Source organism: Actinomadura sp. NPDC000929 (genome assembly GCF_040492065.1).
GTDB classification, from domain to species: domain Bacteria; phylum Actinomycetota; class Actinomycetes; order Streptosporangiales; family Streptosporangiaceae; genus Spirillospora; species Spirillospora verrucosospora.
Genome location: NZ_JBEUPA010000113.1, coordinates 1 through 21397, shown reverse-complemented (window position 1 = coordinate 21397; position 21397 = coordinate 1). Strand labels below are relative to the sequence as shown.

Annotated in this window: 21 protein-coding genes and 1 pseudogene; 4 read left to right on the top strand and 18 right to left on the bottom strand. The window is 74.2% G+C overall.

Translation table 11 applies throughout. From position 1 onward, the window contains the following. Window positions 1-146: 146 nt before the first annotated feature. Window positions 147-767 (top strand): TetR family transcriptional regulator, encoded by a 621-nt coding sequence (locus ABWI04_RS30440; protein WP_345184008.1) that lies wholly within the window; start codon window positions 147-149, stop codon window positions 765-767. A 103-nt stretch (window positions 768-870) separates the two neighbouring features. Next, the gene (locus ABWI04_RS30435; protein ID WP_089314270.1) at window positions 871-1104 is read left to right on the top strand and encodes a DUF397 domain-containing protein; all 234 of its coding nucleotides are present in this window, start codon (window positions 871-873) and stop codon (window positions 1102-1104) included. Between the two features lie 55 nt (window positions 1105-1159). On the opposite strand, the gene ABWI04_RS30430 is transcribed toward ABWI04_RS30435, so the two are convergent. The 10 genes from ABWI04_RS30430 to uraD form a co-directional block, all read right to left on the bottom strand. Beyond that, the gene (locus tag ABWI04_RS30430; RefSeq protein ID WP_353834594.1) at window positions 1160-2035 is read right to left on the bottom strand and encodes a hypothetical protein; all 876 of its coding nucleotides are present in this window, start codon (window positions 2033-2035) and stop codon (window positions 1160-1162) included. Between the two features lie 79 nt (window positions 2036-2114). Further along, the gene (alc, locus tag ABWI04_RS30425; protein ID WP_353834593.1) at window positions 2115-3113 is read right to left on the bottom strand and encodes an allantoicase; all 999 of its coding nucleotides are present in this window, start codon (window positions 3111-3113) and stop codon (window positions 2115-2117) included. Then, the gene (allB, locus tag ABWI04_RS30420) at window positions 3110-4408 is read right to left on the bottom strand and encodes an allantoinase AllB (protein ID WP_353834592.1); all 1299 of its coding nucleotides are present in this window, start codon (window positions 4406-4408) and stop codon (window positions 3110-3112) included. Before allB ends, alc begins: the two co-directional genes overlap by 4 nt. Then, window positions 4405-6714 carry a xanthine dehydrogenase subunit D gene (gene pucD / locus ABWI04_RS30415; RefSeq protein WP_353834591.1) on the bottom strand — a complete coding sequence of 770 codons (2310 nt, stop codon included), beginning with the start codon at window positions 6712-6714 and terminating at the stop codon, window positions 4405-4407. The genes allB and pucD overlap by 4 nt, the downstream gene beginning before the upstream one ends. Then, window positions 6715-8076 carry an 8-oxoguanine deaminase gene (locus ABWI04_RS30410; protein ID WP_353834590.1) on the bottom strand — a complete coding sequence of 454 codons (1362 nt, stop codon included), beginning with the start codon at window positions 8074-8076 and terminating at the stop codon, window positions 6715-6717. Beyond that, complete coding sequence (locus tag ABWI04_RS30405) at window positions 8073-8558, bottom strand: (2Fe-2S)-binding protein (RefSeq protein ID WP_353834598.1); 486 nt, start codon at window positions 8556-8558, stop codon at window positions 8073-8075. Before ABWI04_RS30405 ends, ABWI04_RS30410 begins: the two co-directional genes overlap by 4 nt. After that, on the bottom strand, window positions 8558-9436 hold the full coding sequence (locus ABWI04_RS30400; protein WP_353834589.1) for an FAD binding domain-containing protein: 879 nt from the start codon (window positions 9434-9436) through the stop codon (window positions 8558-8560). Before ABWI04_RS30400 ends, ABWI04_RS30405 begins: the two co-directional genes overlap by 1 nt. 25 nt (window positions 9437-9461) lie before the next feature. Then, on the bottom strand, window positions 9462-10322 hold the full coding sequence (pucL, locus tag ABWI04_RS30395) for a factor-independent urate hydroxylase (protein ID WP_353834588.1): 861 nt from the start codon (window positions 10320-10322) through the stop codon (window positions 9462-9464). After that, on the bottom strand, window positions 10322-10636 hold the full coding sequence (gene uraH / locus ABWI04_RS30390) for a hydroxyisourate hydrolase (protein WP_345183989.1): 315 nt from the start codon (window positions 10634-10636) through the stop codon (window positions 10322-10324). Before uraH ends, pucL begins: the two co-directional genes overlap by 1 nt. Continuing rightward, the gene (gene uraD / locus ABWI04_RS30385; RefSeq protein WP_353834587.1) at window positions 10633-11106 is read right to left on the bottom strand and encodes a 2-oxo-4-hydroxy-4-carboxy-5-ureidoimidazoline decarboxylase; all 474 of its coding nucleotides are present in this window, start codon (window positions 11104-11106) and stop codon (window positions 10633-10635) included. Before uraD ends, uraH begins: the two co-directional genes overlap by 4 nt. Window positions 11107-11201: 95 nt before the next feature. On the opposite strand from uraD, the gene ABWI04_RS30380 reads away from it, so the two are divergent. Beyond that, window positions 11202-12644: a PucR family transcriptional regulator gene (locus ABWI04_RS30380; RefSeq protein ID WP_353834586.1), complete on the top strand. Its 1443-nt coding sequence runs from the start codon at window positions 11202-11204 to the stop codon at window positions 12642-12644. A 22-nt stretch (window positions 12645-12666) separates the two neighbouring features. On the opposite strand, the gene ABWI04_RS30375 is transcribed toward ABWI04_RS30380, so the two are convergent. The 7 genes from ABWI04_RS30375 to ABWI04_RS30345 are packed head-to-tail and all read right to left on the bottom strand — an operon-like array spanning window position 12667 to window position 19751. Next, window positions 12667-13530 carry an alpha/beta fold hydrolase gene (locus ABWI04_RS30375; RefSeq protein ID WP_353834585.1) on the bottom strand — a complete coding sequence of 288 codons (864 nt, stop codon included), beginning with the start codon at window positions 13528-13530 and terminating at the stop codon, window positions 12667-12669. Between the two features lie 38 nt (window positions 13531-13568). After that, window positions 13569-14306, bottom strand: coding sequence for a Clp protease N-terminal domain-containing protein (locus tag ABWI04_RS30370; RefSeq protein WP_345183981.1), 738 nt, complete (start codon window positions 14304-14306; stop codon window positions 13569-13571). Between the two features lie 49 nt (window positions 14307-14355). Beyond that, on the bottom strand, window positions 14356-15282 hold the full coding sequence (locus tag ABWI04_RS30365) for an NAD-dependent epimerase/dehydratase family protein (protein ID WP_353834584.1): 927 nt from the start codon (window positions 15280-15282) through the stop codon (window positions 14356-14358). Then, complete coding sequence (locus ABWI04_RS30360; RefSeq protein ID WP_353834583.1) at window positions 15279-16784, bottom strand: class I adenylate-forming enzyme family protein; 1506 nt, start codon at window positions 16782-16784, stop codon at window positions 15279-15281. The genes ABWI04_RS30365 and ABWI04_RS30360 overlap by 4 nt, the downstream gene beginning before the upstream one ends. Next, window positions 16781-17950 carry a cytochrome P450 gene (locus ABWI04_RS30355; protein ID WP_353834582.1) on the bottom strand — a complete coding sequence of 390 codons (1170 nt, stop codon included), beginning with the start codon at window positions 17948-17950 and terminating at the stop codon, window positions 16781-16783. The genes ABWI04_RS30360 and ABWI04_RS30355 overlap by 4 nt, the downstream gene beginning before the upstream one ends. Further along, complete coding sequence (locus tag ABWI04_RS30350; protein ID WP_345183972.1) at window positions 17947-18747, bottom strand: glycosyltransferase family 2 protein; 801 nt, start codon at window positions 18745-18747, stop codon at window positions 17947-17949. Before ABWI04_RS30350 ends, ABWI04_RS30355 begins: the two co-directional genes overlap by 4 nt. A gap of 2 nt (window positions 18748-18749) precedes the next feature. Next, window positions 18750-19751, bottom strand: coding sequence for a 3-oxoacyl-ACP synthase III family protein (locus ABWI04_RS30345; protein WP_353834581.1), 1002 nt, complete (start codon window positions 19749-19751; stop codon window positions 18750-18752). 199 nt (window positions 19752-19950) lie between these two features. On the opposite strand from ABWI04_RS30345, the gene ABWI04_RS30340 reads away from it, so the two are divergent. Continuing rightward, entirely contained in the window at window positions 19951-21126 is a 1176-nt protein-coding gene (locus ABWI04_RS30340; protein WP_345184099.1) for a cytochrome P450, read from the top strand. A 21-nt stretch (window positions 21127-21147) separates the two neighbouring features. Here ABWI04_RS30340 and ABWI04_RS30335 read toward each other — a convergent pair. Further along, window positions 21148-21397 (bottom strand): annotated as a pseudogene (locus ABWI04_RS30335) (hypothetical protein); the annotation flags it as partial.

Sequence of the window (21397 nt, the reverse complement as noted above, 5' to 3'; positions counted from 1 at the left end):
TCGCCTGGGTGTCACGGGAAACCGGGCGGGTAAGGGCGGCCGGAGACGAGATCGCGGTGAGCTGATCAGATAACAGGTTCTCGCAAGAGCGGTACCCTGGGAGGGACGCGTCGGGCGACCGGGCCCGCACAGAAGGGAAGGCGACCGTGACCGCAGAGCCGACAGTGACCGGGGAGGAGACCCGGGGTCAGCCGGGCGGCCAGGGCGTGCGCTCCCGCAGCCAGCACCAGCGGCGCAAGCGTATCGTCCAGGCGGCCGCGGCGCTCGCATCGCGCGGCGGGATCGAGGCGATGCAGATGCGCACCGTGTCCGAGCGCGCGGGCGTCGCCCTCGGCACCCTCTACCGCTACTTCCCGTCCAAGATGGACCTGGTCGTCGCCGTCGTCAGCGAGGAGCTCGACCTCCTCGAAGGCAGCATCGAGCGCCGCCCGCCCCGCGCCGGAGGCGCCCCGGACCGCGCCGTCGAGGTGCTGATGCGCGCCACCCGCGGCCTGATGCGCGAGCCGGAGCTGGCGGAGGCGCTGATCCGCTCCCTCCTCCTCTCCGACGTCAAGACCGACTTCGGCGACCGCATGAGCGAGCTGCTCCTGCGCGCCGCGTCCGGCCCGCCGGAGAACATCCCCGCCGAGGACCCCCGCCGCCTCGTCGCCCGCGCCCTGTCCGGCATCTGGACCATGGAGATGATCGAGATGCTGCGCGGCAACGCCACCGCCGAGGAGATCCAGGCCCGCCTGGAGATCACCGCCTCGCGCCTCCTCATCGACTGAGCGACACGGGAGCGAACGGAGAGTCACCGTTTTCCCATGTGCCGCCCATGCGTTCCCCATTAGCCTTGGGTCCGACAGGAGCCAGGACGAAAAAGGGGTGCCAGTGACCGGACAGGAACCGATCCTCAGCGACGGGGTCATCATCGAGTTCATCGATGGCAAGGACGTCCCCGTCCAGCACAAGGACTTCGGTGAGCGGGCCGTCGTCATGCGCGACGCCAAGAACCCCGAGGGCCCGATCCTCTACTTCACCGAGGCCGAGTGGGACGCCTTCATCGCCGGCGTCAAGGACGGCGAGTTCGACGACCTCCTGGAAGACCCCACCGAGGCCCCGTGACCGGCCCAACGCCCCCGGCACCCACCGGGGGCGTCCTCATCCGCGCCCGCGCGCCTCAGCCGAACAACCGGTCAGCACGCTCCACCGTGACAGCCCGAACCAGCCACTGATCCAACTGCTCCGGGTCAGTGCAGGCCAGGACCCGCTCCCGCACGTCGTCGGCCACCGAAAGCCCCCGCGCCTCAAGGACCTTCAGAACCGACTTCGCCTCGCCCTTGACCTCGCCCCTGGCCTGGGAGCGCAGGAACAGGTCGCTCTTGAACTCGTAGTCGACGATGTCAGCTTTCACAAGTTCCTCCAGGATGCGACGCGCCGCCTTCGGCAGCGCGTTGAGCACAAGGTCAGTGTATAGGTCGGCGTTCTCGTGGCCCGCGTTCTCGATGGCGACGAGGGCGGCGTGAGTGATCTCCATTGCCTCCTGATCGGGAGTGGTGACGTTGGCCAATGTGCCCACGATGGTCATCTCGGGTGCCTGCACCGCCTGCTCGGGGGTGGTGACGAGTGGGCCCACGCCGGGGCCGACCACGAGCGGCCGGAGATCAAAGCCCGGATGACCGACTTTGATCGTCTCGCGGGCCCACTCGGCCACCGGGCGCTCGGGGCAGATGACGAGCAGGTAGCACGGGCAGTGCGTCCTGGCCCTGAGGGTGGTGAGGTACACGGGCCACGACCGGCGCTTCGCCGGGTCCTGGCGCTGCTGGACCTCCACGACGACGGCCATGCTGGGGCGAGCGGAGGCGCCTTCACAGATCTCGATGACGCTGTCGGCCCGGTATGCGGTCGGAGCGATATTGGTGAACTCTTCCGAGACCGTCCTGATCGACAGATCCTTCGAGAGTTCGATTTGGAAGGCGGTTTGGAGTAATTGGGCCACGACTTCCGGGTTGTTCCGGATGATCTTTATTGGCCCTTCGTGTTTGGCGGTGACCATGCACGGCAAGTTACTTGACCGCCACTGTTAGATACCGTGACTATCCAATGACTTCTCGTGTGGCGTGCATCACAGTCCGTTATTTACGGGTGTGAGTGTTCCATTGGGTTATTAGGGCTTGTTCGGCTTTGGGGGTTAGGGGGCCCCAGAGGCGTAGGCGGGCTATGCCGCCGTCGGGGTAGATGTCCAGGCGGACCTTCGCTACCTCCGGGGTCTTCAGGCGGTAGCGGTGGCGGGTGTCGGGTTGCAGGCGGGTGCGCTGGAGGATGACGGCGTGGTCGCCTTTTGTGGTGGTGGCCGTCAGCTGGGCTTCGGCGGGGGCATTGAATTTGAGGTTCGTGGTATCGATTTCGGCGAGTTCGATGGCGCCGGGGGCGGCCAGGGCTATCTCGGCCCAGTCATGGCCTCCGTCGCGGCGGCGGGCGGTTTCCCAGCCTTCGGCCTGGGTGCGGGCCAGGCCGGGGAACAGCATGTTGTCCGGGGACGAGTAGAAGCGGTCGGAACAGTCGAGGACGTGGGCGCCGTTCTCCAGGGCGGCCAGGTCCACCGTCAGGCCGGTCAGGTACGCAGGGTTCGGGACGACCCTGCCGTGGACGCGGAGGCGCGCGATTCCGCCGTCCGGGAACATCTTGAGGCGAACGTGTGTGAAGACGCGTTCCGGCTCAGCCGTCGGGAGGGTGTGGGTGGTGTCGCCCTGGAGAGGGGTCTTCGGGACGATCTCCAGCCAGTCGGCGGCGTCGAGTTCGGCGGGCGTGGGGTAGCCGTCGGCGAAGCAGGCCTCCACTGAGGCGTGTGGGGGGTAGTTGCCCTTGAACCAGGCCGTGTCGATGACGATGCCGTGGATCCGGCCCGGGAGGCCCAGGCGGATCAGGGCCCAGTCGTGGCCGGGGGTGCGGCGGCGGGCGGTCTCCCAGCCGTCGTAGAGCTGGCCCTTCGGGCCGAAGGTCTCCGGGCGGAAGGCCGGTCTCCACGGGTTGAGCAGATTCTCCTTCTCGGCGAAGGACTCGTCGCTGGCGGCGACGACCGACCCGCCGAGGGTGCGGACGGCCAGGTCCGGCAGGGCGGTGACGTCGGTCATCGTCCCTCCTCGCGGGTGAGCAGGCAGCCGGCGGGGACGTCGCCGACGGGTGCGCCGCGCAGCCAGGTGGCCTGGACGACCCCCGTCAGCGTTCTGCCCTCGTAGGGGGTGACCGGGTGGCGGTGGTGGAGGGACGCGGGGTCGACGGTGAAGGTCTCGTCCGGGGCGAAGGCGACGAGGTCGGCGTCGTTTCCGACGGCGATGGCGCCCTTGCGGGGGACGGACGCGAGGGCGGCGGGGGCCTCGGACATCCAGCGGGCGACCGCGGCCAGGTCGTGCCCGCGGGCGCGGGCCGCCGTCCAGACGGCGGGGAGCCCGAGTTGCAGGGACGAGACGCCGCCCCACGCGGTGGCGAAGTCGCCGCGTTTCAGGTCGGGCGTGCAGGGGGAATGGTCGGTGACGACGCAGGAGATCACTCCGGAGGCGAGTCCCTGCCAGAGCCGGTCGCGGTTGGCGGCGTCGCGGATGGGCGGGCAGCACTTGAACGCGGCGGTCCCGGCGTCGCCGTCGCAGAGGGTCAGGTAGTGGGGGCAGGTTTCGGCGGTCACCGGCAGGCCGCCGGCCTGGGCCTTGGCGATGACGTCCAGGCAGTCGGCCGCCGACAGGTGCAGGATGTGGGCGCGCACCCCGGTCTCCTCCGCCAGCCGGACGACCTGTTCGACGGCCCGGCGTTCGGCGGAGGGCGGGCGGGAGGCGAGGAAGGCGCGGTAGTCGCCGCCGGTCGGCGGGGACAGCGAGGCCGGGTCCTCGGCGTGCACGATGACCAGGCCGCCGAAGGCGGCGATCTCGCGGAACGCCGCTCTCATCTCGGCGGGCGCGAGGGGCGGGAACTCCGGGACCCCCGAGTCGGAGGTGAAGCACTTGAATCCGAAGACGCCGAGGTCGTGGAGCGGGCGGAGCGAGGGCGTGTTGCCGGGGACCGCGCCGCCCCAGAAGCCGACGTCCACGGCGCAGGCGCCTTCGGCGGCGGCGCGTTTGGCCGCGAGCGCGGGCGGGTCGACGGTCGGGGGCAGCGAGTTGAGCGGCATGTCGATGAGCGTGGTGACGCCGCCCGCCGCCGCGGCGCGGGTCGCGGTGGCGAAGCCCTCCCATTCGGTGCGGCCCGGCTCGTTGACGTGGACGTGGGTGTCGACGAGCCCGGGGAGCAGTGCGACGTCGCCCAGGTCCACCGAGGCGGGTGCGGCGTAGGGCGAGATCGCGGTGATGCGCCCGGCGCGGACCGAGACGGCCGCGGGTCGCTCTCCTTCCGGCAGGACGGTCCGGCGGGAACGGATGACGAGGTCGTCCGGGGTCATGGGCCGGCCACGATGTGCTCCGGGCGGACGGGGACGCGCGTCAGCGCCCGGCCCGTCGCGTCCCTGATCGCGGCGACGACGGCGGGCGTGGACGACAGCGTGGGCGGCTCCCCGGCGCCGCGCAGCCCGTAGGGGGCTTCGGGGTCGGGGTGCTCCAGGATGTCCAGCCGCATCGGCGGCATGTCGAGGATGGTGGGGATCAGGTAGTCGGTGAAGGACGGGTTGCGGACCAGGCCGCCGCTCACGACGATCTCCTCCATCAGCGCCAGGCCGAGGCCCTGCGCGGTGCCGCCGTGGATCTGCCCCTCCAGCGCCGTCCGGTTGAGGATCCTGCCGACGTCCTGGACGGCGGCCAGCTCGACGACCTTGACGAGGCCGAGGTCGACGTCCACGTCGACGACGGCGCGGTGCACGCAGAGGGCGAGCTGGGTGTGGCTGCGGCCCTGACCGGTGACCGGGTCCAGGGGCATGGTGGGGCGGTGGTGGTACTCGCGGGTGCACTCGATGGCGGTCTCGCCGAGGACGTCCTCGATCGTGCCGAGCGCGCCCCCGGCCCGCGAAATGATCTTCCCGCCGGCGACGGTCAGGTCGGTGCGGCCGAAGCGGCGCCCGGCGAGCGCGAGGAGCTCGGCGCGGACCGCCTCGCAGGCCGCCTTGACCGCCCCGCCGGTCATGTACGACTGGCGGGACGCGCTGGAGGACCCGGCGTCGCCGACCCGGTTGTCGGCCGGGGCGATCGTGACCTTCTGGACGCCGAGCTCGGTCCGGGCGATCTGCGCCTTGACCGTGACGAGGCCCTGCCCGACCTCGGCGGCGGCGGTGTGCACGAGGGCGGTGGCCTCCCCGCCGATGACCTCCAGCCGGACGCGGGCCGTGGACAGGTCGTCGAACCCCTCGGAGAAGCAGATGTTCTTGAGCCCGACGCCGTAGCCGACGCCCCGCACGACGCCCTCGCCGTGGGTCGTCTGGGAGACGCCGCCCGGCAGGTCGCGCAGGTCGGAGCGGTCCGGGGCGGGAGGCATCGGCATGGCCTCCAGCCGGGTCAGCATGTCCGCGAGCGGCGCGGGCGACTCGATGACCTGCCCGGTCGCGAGCCGGGAGCCCTGCGCGACGGCGTTGCGGCGGCGGATCTCGACCGGGTCGAGGCCGCAGGCGGCGCCGAGCTTGTCCATCATCGACTCGTAGGCGAAGCACGCCTGGACGGCGCCGAATCCGCGCATCGCGCCGCACGGCGGGTTGTTGGTGTAGACGCCGTACCCGTCGATGCGGATGTTGGGGATCTCGTAGGGGCCGACGCCCAGCGAGGCGGCGTTCCCGACGACGTTCATCGTGGACGAGGTGTACGCGCCGCCGTCCAGGACGATCTCGACGTCGGCGTAGAGGAGCCGTCCGTCCCGCGTGGCGCCGTACTCGTACCGCATCTGCGCGGGATGCCGGTGGACGTGCCCGAAGAACGACTCGTACCGGTTGTAGGACATCTTCACGGGCCGGCCGGTGCGCAGCGCCAGCATCGCCGCGTGGATCTGCATCGACAGGTCCTCGCGGCCGCCGAACGCGCCGCCGACGCCGGCGAGGGTCATGTGGATCTGGTCCTCGCGGAGCGCGAGGCAGGGCGCGATCTGCTTGAGGTCGTTGTGGATCCACTGCGTCGAGACGTGCAGGTCGACGCCGCCGTCCTCGGTCGGGATCGCCAGGCCCGCCTCGGGGCCGAGGAACGCCTGGTCCTGGATGCCGACCTCGTACTCGCCGGACACCACGACCGCCGCGGCGGCCCTGGCGGCGTCCACGTCGCCGACCCGGACCGGCTGGTGCCGGGTGATGCCGCCGCGGTCCTGGACCTTCAGGCCCTCCGGGTCGGCGATCACCGCGCGCGGGTCGGTGACCGGCTCCAGCACCTCGTAGTCGACGGCGATCCGGTCCATCGCGCGCCGCGCCGTCTCGGGGTGGTCGGCGGCGACGAGCGCGACCGGCTCGCCCTGGTGCCGGACCTGGTCGATGGCGAGGACGGGCTGGTCGTCGGTGTGGTCGATGCCGAACACCTTGCGGCCGGGCACGTCCTCGTGGGTGAGGACGGCGCGGACGCCGGGCAGCGCGAGGGCGGGACCGACGTCGAGCGACCGGATCCGCGCCCGGGGGTGCGGGCTGCGGAGCGTGGCGCCCCACAGCATGCCCTCCAGCCACAGGTCGGAGGCGTAGGCGAACTCACCGGTGACCTTGAGGGTGCCGTCGGGGCGCAGCGGGCTCTCGCCGACTCCGCCGGTCCCCGGGGTGGCGGCGTGGGCCGGGGTCGTGGTCGGGGACGTCATTCAGAGCACCTCCTCCGCGAGGCGCATCAGGCGGCGGTGGGCGTCCGCGCCGCGCCGCCCGGCCTCGTCCTGCGGGACGGTGACCAGCGTGTCGCCGTCCACGATCGTGCGCCCGCCGACGAGCAGGCGCTCCAGCGGCGGCGTCGGGCCGAACGCCAGCGCGACGACCGGGTCGTCGACCGCGGCGCGGAAGCCGTCGACGCGCCAGAGCGCGATGTCGGCGAGCCTGCCGGGGGCGAGGGCGCCGATCTCGTCCTCGCGGCCGAGGCAGCGGGCGCCGCCGAGGGTCGCCATCTCCAGGGCCTGCCGGGCGTCCAGCGCGGTCGGCCCGTACCGGGCGCGCTGCATGTAGATCGCCTGCCGCAGCTCCCCGGCCAGCGGGACGAGTTCGGCCGACGCCGCGCCGTCCACGCCGAGCCCGACCGCCGCGCCCGCCTCCAGCAGGTGCGACACGCGGGCGATCCCGGCGCCGAGGCGGGCGTTGGAGCTCGGGCAGTGCGCGGTGCCGGTGCGGGTCTCGGCGAGCCGTTTGACGTCGGTGTCGTGCAGGTGGACGCAGTGCGCGAGCCACACGTCGGGGCCCAGCCAGCCGATCGAGTCCATGTACTCGGTCGGCGTCATGCCGAACTGCTCGCGCGTGTGCTCCTCCTCGTCGAGCGTCTCGGCGAGGTGGGTGTGCAGGCGCACGCCCTTGTCGCGCGCCAGCCGGGCCGACTCGACGAGCAGGTCCCGCGTGACGGAGAACGGCGAGCAGGGCGCGACGGCGACGCGCAGCAGGGAGCCGGGCGAGGGGTCGTGGTACCGGTCGATCGCGGCCTCGGTCTCGGCGAGGATCGTGTCGAGGTCCTCGACGACCTCGTCCGGGGGCAGTCCGCCCTGCGACTCGCCCCGGTCCATCGCCCCCCGGCACGGATGGAACCGGACGCCGAGCTCCCGGGCGGCCTCGATCTCGGCCGCGAACAGGTCGCCGCGCCCCTTGGGGAACAGGTAGTGGTGGTCGGTGGACGTCGTGCAGCCCGACTTGGCGAGCCATCCGAGCCCGGCGGTGGCGGCGCCGGCGACGACCTCGGCGTCCATCTTCGACCACGGCTTGTAGAGGGTGGTCAGCCACTCGAACAGGGTGCCGCCGACGGCCATGCCCTGGCTGGCCCACTGGTAGAGGTGGTGGTGGGAGTTGACCAGGCCGGGAGTGGCGAGGCATCCCGTGCCGTCGATCCGTTCGGCCCCGTCCGTGCCCGTCTCCGGGGCCGGACCGGGCCCGACGGACGTGATCCGGTCGCCCTCGACCACGATGTGGCCGCCCGGGTGCTCGTCACCCGACACGGTGGCGACATGGGCGTTCTCGATCACGAGGCGCCTCATCGGTCGACCGCCTTCCGCTCGGCCGCCAGGCGCACCGCGTCGAGGATCTTCTCGTAGCCGGTGCAGCGGCACAGGTTCCCGGCGAGGGCCTCGCGGATCTCCGCGTCGGACGGCGCCGGGTTCCGCTCGATCAGGTCGTGCGTCTGGACGATCAGGCCGGGCGTGCAGAACCCGCACTGGACGGCGCCCGCCTCGACGAACGCCTCCTGGACGGGGTCGAGCCGCTCCTCGCCCGGCGGCCCCTCGGCCAGTCCCTCCACGGTGACGACCTCGCGGCCCTCGGCCTGGCCCGCCGCGACCAGGCAGGCGCACACCGGCACGCCGTCGAGGTAGACGGTGCAGGAGCCGCACTCGCCCTGCTCGCAGGCGTTCTTGGAGCCGGGCAGGCCCATCCGCTCGCGGAGCATGTAGAGGAGGCTCTCGCCTTCCCACACCTCGTCCACGGCCTCCTCGGCCCCGTTGACGGTCAGGTTCACGCGCATCACGAGGCCGCCTTTCCCACGGTCGCCCTGCGGTGGTCGTCCCAGGCCCAGGTGAGCGTGCGGCGCGCCAGCACCGCCAGGGCGTGCCTGCGGTACCCGCCCGTCCCGCGAACGTCGTCGATCGGCGACGCCGCGTCCCGCACCAGCTCGCCGAAGCGCCGCGCGGCGGCCTCGGCGAGCGGGCGGCGCCCGTCCCAGTCCAGCTCGCCGGAGATGAACGCCTCGGCCTCGGTCGCGCGGCGCGGGGTCGGGGCGGCCGAACCGAGGCCGGTGCCGACGCGGCGCTCGCCCGGGTGCAGCGCGACCGCGAACGAGCAGACCGCGATCACCATCGCGTTCCGGGTGCCGATCTTGGAGAAGTACTGCGGGCCGGACGCGGGCGCCGTCCAGAACGCGCGGATCAGCTCGTCCGGCGCGAGCGCGTTGCGCTTCACCCCGGTGAAGAACTCCGCGATCGGGATCATCCGGACACCGCGCTCGGCCGACTCGGCCTCCACCACCGCGTCCCCGGCCAGCAGCGGCGGATGGCCGTCCCCGGCGGGCGACGCGGCGCCGAGGTTGCCGCCGACCGTGCCGCGGTTGCGGATCTGCGGCGACCCGACCGTGCGTGCCGCCTGGGCGAGGCCGGGCAGCCGCCCGCCCAGCTCGCCGATCAGCCGGGCGTAGGGGACGCCGGCGCCGACGCGGAGCCGGCCGTCGGCCGTGTCCCATTCGGCGAGGGCGCGGATCCGGGTCAGGTCGAGCAGCGCCTCGGGCCGCCGGACGTCGAAGTTGATCTCGACCATGACGTCGGTGCCGCCCTGGACGGGCAGGGCCCCGGGCCGCGCGGCCCTGGCGGCGAGCGCGTCCTCCCAGGTCAGCGGTCGTAGAAAGTCCATGTCTCAGTATTCCTCCATGGCGGCCTCAGTCGAAGGCCGCCGGGGCGGCGGGCGCGTCGTCGGTGAGCACCGTCCCCTCGATGAGCCCGTACGGGCGGTCCGCCGCGAAATAGACCTCGTTGTCGTTGTCCAAGCCGAACGGTTCGAGATCGACCAGGAAGTGGTGCCTGTTGGGCAGCGACAGCCTGACCTCGCAGACCTCCGGCCGTTCGGTCAGGACCCGGCGCCCCATCTGGTAGAGCGTCTGCTGGAGCGACAGGCTGTGCGTCTCGGCGAAGGCGTGCAGCAGGCCGTCGCGGGCGGCGGCGTAGGACTCGTCCCAGGCCCCGGCCGTGCCCCGGTGCCGCCACCGGGCCGTCACCGCCGTGGCGAGGATCCGGTCGTCGGTCGGTTCGAGCGTCGTGTACTCGTCACGGGCGAAGCCGTGGAACTCGCTGCCGGTGGAGTTGAGGACGACCAGGTCGGTGAGGCCCGAGACGACCGACTCCCCCTCGGCGCCGCAGTGCACCAGCGCCGTGCGCACCTCGCCGCCGTCCCGGACGAACGAGTGGCCGCCCGTGACGCGCCGCCAGCCGTACTCGCGGATCTCCACGCGGGCATGGGCGACCGCCGGCTGGGAGGCCGTGAAATGCCGCGCGAGCAGGAGGCCGAAGTCCTCGATCGCGCCGATGCCGTGCCTCTTGGCGAACGCGAACACGGTGTTCTTCTGGGTGTCGGTCGGCAGCACGGCCGCGTTGTCGCCGGTCAGGTGGACCTCGTCCATGGCGCCGGAGAGGGCCACGCCGACGTTCAGGTCCTTGAGCCGGTGGACGCCGCCGTCCCGCGTCACGCGCACGACGCGCGTCTCCGCCTTGCCGTAGCGGTTGGGCCCGAGAACTATCGCCACTAGCTCCCCCGGTACGTCGAGTACGCGAACGGGCTGATCAGGAGCGGGACGTGGTAGTGCCGGCCCGGGTCGGCGATGGTGAACGCGACCGTGACCTCGGGGTAGAAGTCCGACAGCCCCTCGGTGGCGAACGTCAGCCGGTGCACCCCCTCGCCGGGCTCGGCGCCCCACTCCCGGACGCGGCCGTCGGCGTCGGTGCGGGCCTCGGCGAGCGTCGTCCAGCCGCCGCCCGCGTCGCGGCGGTCCAGCCGGACGGCCACGCCCGCGGCGGGCACCCCCTTCGCCGCGTCCAGAACGTGCGTCGAAAGGCTCACGCGTCCTCCTTCCCCAGCCGGGCCAGCCGCAGGTCGACGATCTCCCCCAGTTCCCGGCGGACGGCCTCGCGCTCGGCGGCGGGGTCGTTGCCGAGCCGTTCCCGCAGCGCGGCGAGCATCTCCAGCGCGGAGCGCCCGGACGCGCGGATCAGGAACACGTGGCCGAAACGCTCCTCGTAGGCCCGGTTCCCCGCGACGAGGGCGTTCTGAACATCGGCCTCCGCGGTTCTCGCCACGGCCTGCTCCCCCCGCGACCAGCGGGCCTCCAGCGTGGCGCCGCCCACCCGGTCCCCGATGCGCGGATGCGCCGCGAGCGCCTCCTCGACGTCCGCCCAGTCCAGGCCGTCCAGCGCCCGCCGCGACGCGGCGCGCAGCGCGGCGAGGTCGGGGTAGGCCCGCCCGCCGACCGCGGCGATCCACCGGCGGGACGCGCAGCAGGCCGCCAGCTCCTCGGTGCTCGGTTCCACCACGCTTGCAGTACACAAGCCCGTCCGGGGCCAGGTCGAGAGGCAGGACGTCCGAACCGGAGCGCCGGTCGCGGGCGGTCTTTTGTAGCTTCCTACGTATGAAGCTGCGTTCCCTGCTCGCCATGCCCGGCCTGCGGCTGGAGGTCGTCACCGGGGAGGACGAGCTGGACCGGCCGATCCGCTGGGTCGTCACCACCGACCTGATCGACCCCGGCCGCTACCTGCGCGGGCGCGAGCTCGTGCTCACGGGTCTCGTCTGGCGGACGGGCCCGGCCGACTCGGAGGCGTTCGTCGCGGCGCTCGCCGGGGCGGGCGTGTCCGGCCTGGCCGCGTGGGACCTCACGCTCGGCGCCGTCCCGGACGACCTCGTGGCGGCGTGCCGCCGGCACCGGATGCCGCTGTTCAAGGTCCCGGAGGACGTGGCGTTCGCGACCGTCACCGAGGAGGTCGTCCGGCACCTGTCCGGCGCCCGGGCCGCCGACCTCGCCGCCCTGCTGGACCGGCACCGCCGCCTGGTCGAGGGGACCGGGCTCGACGCCGTGCTCGACCTGGTCGGCCACTGCCACGTCCTCTCCCCGGCCGGGCGCGTCGTCGCGGGCCCGCAGCCGGCCGACCCCACCGCCCTGGCCGCCGCGTTCCTCGGCGCGCCGCGGCTGCCGCACCACGTCCCAGATCAGGACATGTCGGTCTTCGCCGTGTCGCCCGCCGACACGCCCCGGGTCGCCGACTGGTTCGTGGCGCTGGAGGGCGACGTCGCCGCCTGGCCGCCCGAACGCCACGCGATGGCCGGAGAACTCGCGGCCATCGTCGGCCTCGAACGGGCCCGGATGCGCGCCGACGACCGCGCGTCCCAGGACATCGTCACCGCCGCCTTCACCGGGGACGACCCGCCCGAGCCGGAGAGGCTCGCCTCACCGGTCGTGGCCGTCGCCGCGTCCGCGCAGGGACCGCTGCGTCCGGGCGAGCTGCGCAACGTCCTCGCCGAGGTCGTGCCGGGGGCGCGGCCGGTGGTCGGGCTGCTGGACGGGGAGGCCGTCGCGCTCGTCCCGTCCGCCGGGGAGGACGTCGCGGCAGCCGTCCAGGACGCCCTCGGCTTCCTCGCCCCCGGCCTCGCGGGCACCCGCGTGGCCGTCGGGGTGAGCGGCCCCGCCGGGCCCTCCGGGCTGCGCGGCGCGATCGAGGAGGCGCGGCACGCCCGCCGCCTCGCCGCGACCCGCCCCTCCCCTGTCTGCGTGGTCCGGCACGAGGAGCTCGCGACCCACGTGCTGCTGCTCGCCAGCGTGCCGGACGACGTCCGCCGGATGTTCCGGGTGCGCCTGCTGGACCCGCTGCACTCCTACGACGAGGTCCACGGCGCCGACCTCGTCCGGACGCTGGAGACGTTCCTGCGCAACTCCGGGTCCTGGACGCGCTGCGCCGAGGAGCTCCACCTCCATGTGAACTCGGTCCGCTACCGCGTCCAGCGCATCCAGGACCTCACCGGCCGGGACCTGTCCCGGATGGAGGACCGCGTCGACTTCTTCCTCGCCCTCCTCGTCTGAGCCGCGCCGGCCCCGGCGCCCGTCAGGCGGAGGTGTGCCGCAGGAGCGCCGGGACGACCGCGTCCCAGGTGCGGCGCGGAAGCTCGTTGCCCGTGCCCGGCAGGACGAGGAGCTCGGCGGACGGGATCTCGGCGGCCAGCGCCCGGCCGTTGCCCAGCGGGAAGAAGGGGTCGTCCTCCCCGTGGACGACGAGGGTCGGGGCGCTGATCTCGGGAAGGCGCTCGCGCCAGCGGTCGCCGGTGTCCAGGGCCGCGAAGACGGTCCCCATCTGGTTGGCCCGGTGCGCCTTGCCGGGGTCGGCCCCGGTCACCGTGCGGTCGAAGATCCGCTCGATGTTCGCGCGGGCCTCGGCCTCGTCGAAGGACGTGCCCGCCATGTGGCGGGCGTTCTCGACCTGGAAGGCGACCACCGACTCCCGGTCCGTCCAGTCGACCTGCGGGCGCTGCATGAAGCGGGCCATCAGCTCCGGGGCGTGGTCGGGCAGGTCGGGGTCGGCCGGCCCCGGGGCGGTGGGCCGGGTGGCGACGAGGGTCAGGGTGGCGACGCGGGACGGGTGGTCGAGGGCGAGGAGCTGGGCGATCCAGCCGCCGGCGCCGAACCCGGCGACGTGCGCGGACGGAAGGCCGAAGGCGTCGAGGACGCCGGCGGCGTCGGCGACGAGGTCGCGCAGGGTGTAGCGGGGCGCCTCGGGGTCGGCGGTCTCGGACCGGCCCGTGTCGCGCAGGTCGTAGCGGACGGCGAACCTGCGCGAGGCGGCGAGGCGCTCGCACAGGTCGTCCGGCCACGTGAGCATCGTGTTGCCGATCAGCAGGATCGGGCTGTCGGACGGGTCACCGAACGTCTCCGCGCACAGTTCCGCCCCGTTGGCCTTGATGAGCTTCTCCATGGTGGGGTGGACCGTGCGCGGAGCCGGAACTCATCGCTTCACGGCGTGTCCCTCTTGGCGGCGATGGCCTCCAGGGCGGCGGTGATGTTCGCCTCGGCGGCCGCCTTGTCGACGCCCGCGTCGGAGAGGGCGCCCGTGCCGTCCTCGAACTCCAGCAGGGCGAGCAGGATGTGCTCGGTGCCGACGTAGTTGTGGCCGAGGCGCAGAGCCTCGCGAAACGTCAGTTCCAGGGCCTTCTTGGCGTCCTGGCCGAAGGGGATGAGCTCGGGGAGCTCGCCCTCCGCCTCCGGCGGGAGCGCCGCCGTGGCGGCCTGCCGGAGGGTGTCCAGCAGGACGTCCTGGGCGAGGATCGCCTTGGCGGCGAGCGCCTCGGGCTCGGTGAGCAGGGCGAGGACGAGGTGGGCCGGGGTGATCTCGGCGTTGCCGGCGGCGCGGGCCTCGCTCATCGAGGCCACGACGACCTTGCGGGCGCGCTCGGTGTAGCGGGAGAAGCCCTGCGAGGGGTCGAGGTCGGGCTGCTCCCCCTTCGGGACGAAGCGCTTCTGCGCCGCCTGCTTGCTGACGCCCATGCTCTTGCCGATCTCCGTCCAGGACGCGCCGGAGCGGCGGGCCTGGTCGACGAAGTGGCCGATGAGGTGGTCGGCGACCTCGCCGAGGTGCTCGGCGGCGAGGACCGCGCTGGTCAGCTGTTCGAGGGCGTCGGTGTGGACCTTCTTGATGCCGTTGATCAGGTCGTCGAGGCGGACCTGGACGGGAGGCCGCTGGGATTCGGTCATGCGTCAACCATAGGTTGACGATCCTCGATCGTCAACCTGGGGTTGACGCTCACCAGCCGGCGGCCCCGGCGAAGGACGTCGGGGCCGGGTCGTAGCCGAGGGCCTCGCGGGCGGCGGTGGTGTCGAAGGTGCGCTCCAGGGCGAGATGGCTGATCGCGTAGCGGGTGAGGCGCGGCGGTTCCGGGCGGCGGGCCAGCAGGAACGCCCCCTCGGCAACGGCGGCCAGCGGTCGCGCGGCGCGGGCCGGGACGTACACCGGGCGCGCCCGCACGCCGCGCTCCCGCAGGATCGCGCGGAAGGCGTCGTCGATCGCGACCGGCTCCGCGTCCGCGACGTTGAAGACGCCGGAGGCCGCGGGTCCCGTCGCGGCCAGCACGCAGGCCTGGACGAGGTTCCCGACCGAGGTCAGGCTGACGCGCTGGCGGCCCGTCCCGACGGCGGGCAGGACCGGGCCCCGCACGGCCGACAGGACGCGCGGCAGGAGCGTCGTGTCGCCGGGCCCGTAGACCGCGTGGGGGCGCAGGATGATCGCGCCGGCGCCCGCGGCGGCCCGTTCGGCGGCGGCCTTGGAGGCGCCGTAGGCGTTCATGTAGCGGCGCACCGGGGCCTCGTGCTCGCGCGCCATGGAACTCGGCACGAACGGGTCGTACACGCTGGCCGTGCTGACGTGCACGAACCGCGCACCCGGGAAGCTCGCCAGGGCGTTGCGCGTGCCGGTCAGGTTGGCGGCGAAGAGGGCGGCGGCGGGCCCCCAGTCGGTGACGCTGCCCGCGCAGTGGACGACCGCGTCCACTGCGGGCGCGTCCGGAAGCGGGCCCCGCGTCAGGTCCCAGGCCCGGTAGGGCGCGCCGCCCACGTGGGCGGCGTTCACCGCCGGGCGGCGGCCGAACGCGAGCACGGCGGTCCCCGCGGACGCGAGCGCCCGGCACACCGCGCCGCCGACGAACCCGGACGCCCCGGTCACCGCGATCCTCACGGCGCCACCAGTTCACGGAGCCGGTCCCGGTCGAGCTTGCGGGTGCGCCCCGACCGGGGCAGCTCATCCAGGACGACGATGCGGTCCGGGAGGGCGTCGTGGTCGATGACGTCCGGGAGGGTCCGGCGCAGCCGGTCGGGCAGGTCGCGGGGGCCGACCACCGCGAGGACGACCTCCTCGTCCCCGGTCCGCGGGTCCGGCACGCCCACGATGGCGGCCTCGGCCACGCCGGGCAGCGCGGCGATCGACGGTTCGTACAGGCCGGGGTAGAGGTTGAACTTCCCGCGGATCAGCATGTCCTTCTTGCGGCCGGTCAGGACGAGGCGGCCGCCGTCCAGCCGCGCGAGGTCGCCGGTCGGCAGCTCCGCGACGGGGTCCGCGCCGAGGTAGCCGCGGCACAGGTTGGGGCCGGACAGCAGCAACTCCCCGTCGGCGCCGAGCCGGGCCCCGACCCCGGGCAGCGGCGCGCCGAGCAGGTCGCCGGGCCCGTCGTGCGCGAGCTTCTCCCGCGCCGACGCGATCGCCACGGGCAGGATCTCCGTCATCGCGTACACCGACAGGACCTCCGCGGCGGGGGCCGCCTCGACCGCCTGCCGGAGCACGGCCGGGGGCGCGGGCGCCGCGCCGAGCAGCACGTACCGGACGGACGGCGGCAGCTCGCGGCACGCGTCCAGGATCTCGGCCAGGTGGACCGGGACGCAGAACGTGTGCGTGGCCCGCCGCTCGCGCATCAGCCGCGCGAAGTCGGCCGGGGCGCAGAAGAGCGGCGGCATCGACCAGCGGGCGCCCGCGATGAGCGTCGGCAGGCCGAGCATGAGCTGGTCGGTGTGGACGACGTCCCCCGGCCCGAGGGGCAGCCGGGACCGGAAAAGGTCGAGCGCCGCCGCCAGCGACGCCTGCGTGTGGACGACCGCGCGGGGGTCCGCCGTCGTCCCCGACGTGAAGATGACGGCGGCGGGCGCGTCCGGGTCGGCCTCGCGGTCGGGCTCGGGGGCCTCGCCCCCGGCCAGGCGCGCGAAGGACAGCGCCCCCCGGGGCACGCCCGGCAGGCGGCGGCCCACGTGGAGGTGCCGCATCGGGCCCTCACCCGGGATCTGCAGGTCGGCCAGGTTCGGCAGGAGCAGCCCGCGCCGCCGCGCGTACGCCCGGACGGGCCGGAGCCTGCTGCCCGCGTACAGCACCGACTCGGCCGCCGACCAGCGGGGACGGGCCAGCCGCAGCCGCGCGGTGAACATCTCCGGCCCGGCCCCCGGGTCGGCGAACACCACGACTCCCCCGGCCGCGACCACGCCCAGCGCGAGGACGAGCGACTCCGGCGAGGGGCGCACAGAGAACAGCACGCCGTCGCCCGGGGCGAGCCCGCCGGACAGCAGCCCGTGCCGGACGGCGAGCACCTGCCGCCGCAGGTCGCCGTAGGTGAGCTCCGCGCCGTCCCCGGATATCAGGGCGACGGCGGACGGGGTCCGCGCCGCCTGGTCGAGAAGCCGCCGGACGAGCGTCATGCCGCCCTCCCTTCCGGGGAGCGCCCGGACCGGACGGCCAGGTGGCGGTATGTCGGGATCAGCACGTTCCGGGCGGCGGCGCGGCGCGTGACCGTGAGCGGCGCGGCGGCGAGCAGCGTCCGGGCGACCAGCCGGATCTGCGCCATCGCCAGCGGATACCCGATGCAGAAGTGCGGCCCGGCGCCGAACCACAGGCGGCGCAGCTCGGGCGGGTGCGGCCGGTCCAGGTCGAACGGGCCGTGGGCGCGGCAGCAGTTGTGCGTGGCGATCAGCACCCGGTCGCCGGGGCGGACCGCCGCGCCCCCGACCGCGGCCGGGCGGTGCACGCTGCGCAGCATGACGGGCGTCGGCGTCGCGACCCGCATCGCCTCCTCCACGGCCCGGTCCAAGAGAGCGGGGTCGCCGGCGACGCGGTCGAGCTGCCCGTGGTCGGCGAGCAGGGCGATCAGACGCGGCAGCAGCGTGGCGACGGTCTCGGTGCCGGTCAGGAAGAACGCGCCGGCGGCGCCGCGCGCCTCGTCCCGCGACAGGCCGAGGGCCCGCATCCGCCCCATGACGGTGGACTCGTCCCCCGCCAGGTAGGACTTCGCCGCGATGTCGCCGAGCGGGTCGAGCACCGCGCGGGCGCGGCGGGCCTGGGACGGGGAGAGCCGCCGCGTGCGCAGCGACACCATCGACACGATCTTCTCTCCCTCGTCGAACAGGTCCCGGTAGGCGGCCTCGGTGCCGCCTTCGAGCCCGATCACCTCGCCGATCACGGTTCCGGCCATGACGCGCGCCGCGTCCACGAGGTCGACGGCCGCGCCGCGGCGCAGGCGGTCCGACAGCGCGGCCAGCGGCTCGGCCAGCACGCGGGCGCACAGCGCCTCGGTGTAGGAGGGGGTGAACAGGTCGGTCAGGCGGCGGCGGAGGGCGCGATGGGCGTCGCCCTCCATGTTGAGCAGGACGGACGGCCCGAGGACGGGCGTCCACAGCTCGCCGGGCGAGCCGGGGCCGTCCTTGCGGAACGTCTCGCCGTCCATGAGGACCTCGCGGGCCAGGGCGGAGTCGTTCACGACCACCCCGACTCCGGGCACGCGCACGACCGGCCCGCGCCGCGCGACGCCGCGCAGCAGGGGGTAGGCGACCGGATGGGCGGCCAGGTAGAGCCGCGTCTCCCAGTTCACCGGCCGTCCCCCGCGCTCAGCCGGATGTCCACGACGGCGGGGCGGTAGCGGTGGTCGGCGTACCAGCCGAGCGTTCTGACGAGCCCGAAGGCGCGGAGCCGGCGGACGGACCCGTAGACGACGACGTCCCTGCGCAGCCCGTAGGCGTCGGTCACGTAGCGGACGCGGTTGACCAGCGCGCGGTCCTCGTGGACGTCCTCGATGCGGGTGCGGGGGAAGCCGCCCGCCCGCGCGTACAGGTCGGCGGTGATCGCGAGGTTGCAGCCCGGCATCATCACGTACGGCCCGAGGTACAGCGGGTCCTGGTTGCCGGGACGGAACCGCCCGAACAGAGCGGCGAGGTCGATGACGGCGGGCAGCAGGCGGCGCTCCCAGAACTTCAGCGGGAACTCGTCGGTGCGCGGCAGCAGCGGTCCGGACACCATCTCCAGGCCCTCGGCGAACGCCCTCTTCACCGCCGCGACCCAGCCGCGGTGGGGCAGGCAGTCGGCGTCGGTGCGGGCGACGTGAGTGGCGCCCGCGCCGATCGCGTGGCGGACGCCGGTGTCGGCCGCGGCGCCCGTCCCCTTCTCCGGCTCGTGGACGATCCGGACGTCGAACGCCTCCGTGCCGGCGGCGAACTCCTTGACGGCGGTGGCGGTCGCGTCCGTGCTGCCGTTGTCGACCACGACGAGCGTGAAACCGGTGTCGGTCTGCGCGGCGAGGCGGCGCAGCGTCGCGCCGATCGAGCTCTCCTCGTTGTAGGCGGGGATGACGATCCACAGATTCATCGGCTCCGCGGGTCCGGGCTGGTTCATCGTCACAGCTCCGCGAACACGACGCCGAGGCTGACGCCGCCGGCGAGCCCGATCAGCGCGATCCTGTCGCCGGGCCCGCAGCGCCCCTCGGCGAGCGCGGTGGCGATCTGCAGGGGGAGGCTCGCGGACGCGACGTTGCCGTGGTCGGGCAGCGTGACGACGAGCCGGTCGGGCGGGATTCCGAGGATCGCGCGCAGCGTCTCCAGGTACGGCAGCGTGACCTGGTGGACGCCGACGACCGCGAAGTCGTCCCAGGTCAGCCCGGTCTTGGTGAGCGCGGTGGTGAAGATCTCCGGACCGGTCGCCAGGAAGGCGTCCTTCAGCCGCCGCCCGTCCCCGCTGAAGTAGCCGAACTCGGGGTCGCGCGGGTGCATCGAGCCGCCGCCCGGGAGCGTCCCGACCTCCCACGCGGCGGAGACGGCGGCGAAGTCGCGGTAGAAGATCCCGCCGTCCGGGGCGGCCTCGACGAGCATCGCGGCGCCGCCGTCGGAGAGGGTGTAGCCGGCGAACGCGTCCACGAACTGCGCGCGGTCGCGCACGTTCCAGCGGATCGCGCGGGACGGGCTCTCGCCCGTGCAGACCAGGACGCGCTCGTGCTGCCCGGTGCGGATCAGCGCGTCGGCCATCTGGAGGCCGTTGAGGAAGCTGTTGCAGGCGTTCTTGACGTCGAAGACGGGGCAGGTCGCGCCGAGCTTGGCGGCGACGATGTGCGCGGTCGCGGGCTCCACGAGGTCCTGCGACGCCGACCCGAAGACCAGCAGGTCCAGTCGCTCCGGCTCGACCGCGCGGTCGGCGAGGGCGCGGCGGGCCGCGGCGACGGCGAGGTCGGACGCCTGCTCGTCGTCGCGCATGACGTGCCGGGCGCGGATGCCGGTCATCCGCTCCACGATCGTGGGGTGCGGCCGGTACCCGTCGCTCTCGGCCGCGACGCGGGCCTCGACCTCGGCGCTGCTGACCGTCCGGTCCGGCAGGTGCGCGGCGGCGGCGGTGATGCGGGCTCTCATGGGATCGGGTCCCCCGGTTCCTCGTGCTCGGTGTCCGGCCAGCCTCGCCGACCGCGGGCGCTCCCGGTCAGAGGAACCCTACGCATCCCGGACCGGGCGTTGTACCCGGTACGTCGTGAGTACTGCCACTTAGCCCGGTTTGAGGGATACCGCGTTTCCCTCCGGGTTCCCCGCCCGCCAGAATCGGCGGGTGACCAGCATGAGGACCGACCGGGCGGCGCGGTACGAGGCACGGCTGCTGTGGACGGCGAACCCCGGCCTGTACGCCCTCCTGGAGGCGGCGCGCCACACCGGCCCCATCACCCGCGTGCCGAGGCTCGGGTGGGTGGTGACCGACCCCGTCCTCGCGCGGCAGGTCCTCAACGACCACGCCCGCTTCGGCATGAACGGCGAGGGCGGCGTCGGCCACCTCTGGACGCAGCTCTTCGGGGACGAGATGGGGCGGTTCTTCGGCGGGGCGACGCACACCGAGGTCCGCACCCGCGCCCGGGACCTGTTCACCGAGGACGCCGCGCGGACCCTGGTGGAGCGTTCCCAGGGCCGGACCCACGCCGCGCTCGCCGCCCGCCTCGCCGCCGGAGCCGCCGTCGACGTCGCCGACGCGGCCCGCGTCCTGGCCGGACGCATGGTCGCCGACCTGCTGGGCCTGCCCGCGGACCGGGCCGACGCCGCCTACCGCGCGCTCTTCGCCTCCGGGGAGCGGCTCGCCCGGCTGGCGCTCGGCACGACCGCGTCCACCGGCCTGGACCCGGCGGTCGTCGCGCGGGCCCGCGCCGTCGTGGACGAGATCACCACGGGCGTCCCGCACGCCTACCGGACGGCGGGGCCGGACACCCTCCTCGGCCGCTGCCGCGAGATGGGCCTCGGCCTGCCGCTCGCCCGCGGCCTGGCGACCCTGCTGGTGATCGCCGGGACGGAGACCGGGGCGTCCGGGACCGTCCGCACCGCGGCCCTGCTGCACGACACCGGAGGGCAGCGGGCGCTGCTCGACGACCCGTCCCTCATGGACAACGCGGTGCGCGAGGGCCTGCGCGTCGCGGCCCCCGCGCCGGTGATCGGGCGGCACGTCTCCCGGGACGCCGCGCTCGGCGGGCGGCGGCTCCGCGCGGGCGACCGGGTCCTGCTGCTGACCTACCGGGCGACGGGCGCCGCCGGGCCGTTCGACGTCCGCCGCGCGTACGTGCCCGAGACGCGGCAGCTGTGGTTCGGCGGCGGGCGGCACCTGTGCCTCGGCGCCGCCGTCGCGCGCGTCCAGGTGGCCCGGATGCTGGAGACGCTGCTGGCCTCCGGCCGCCCGTACCGGGTCGCCTCCCGCCGCCCGGCCCGCCGCGTCCTCGTCCCGTCGTACGCCGAGCTGCGCGTGCGGTCCGCCTAGGGCCGGCGCCGCTCCGGAACGCTAGACCTCGGGGATGTCGGTCGGCGGGGCCTGCTTCCCCGGGGCGTTCGGGGTCGGGGCCGTCGGGGTCGGGGCGGGCGCCGGGGAATGCGTGATCGTCGGACCGACCGGCCGCGCCGGCCGCTCGTCGCGGGGGGCGGAGTTCCACCACCAGAGCGCGAAGGAGATCGCGAGCAGCACCAGCACGCCGCCGACCACCTGGAGCACCGCCGCCCGGGGGCTCGGCTCGCGGCCGCGGCGGCGCAGCGCG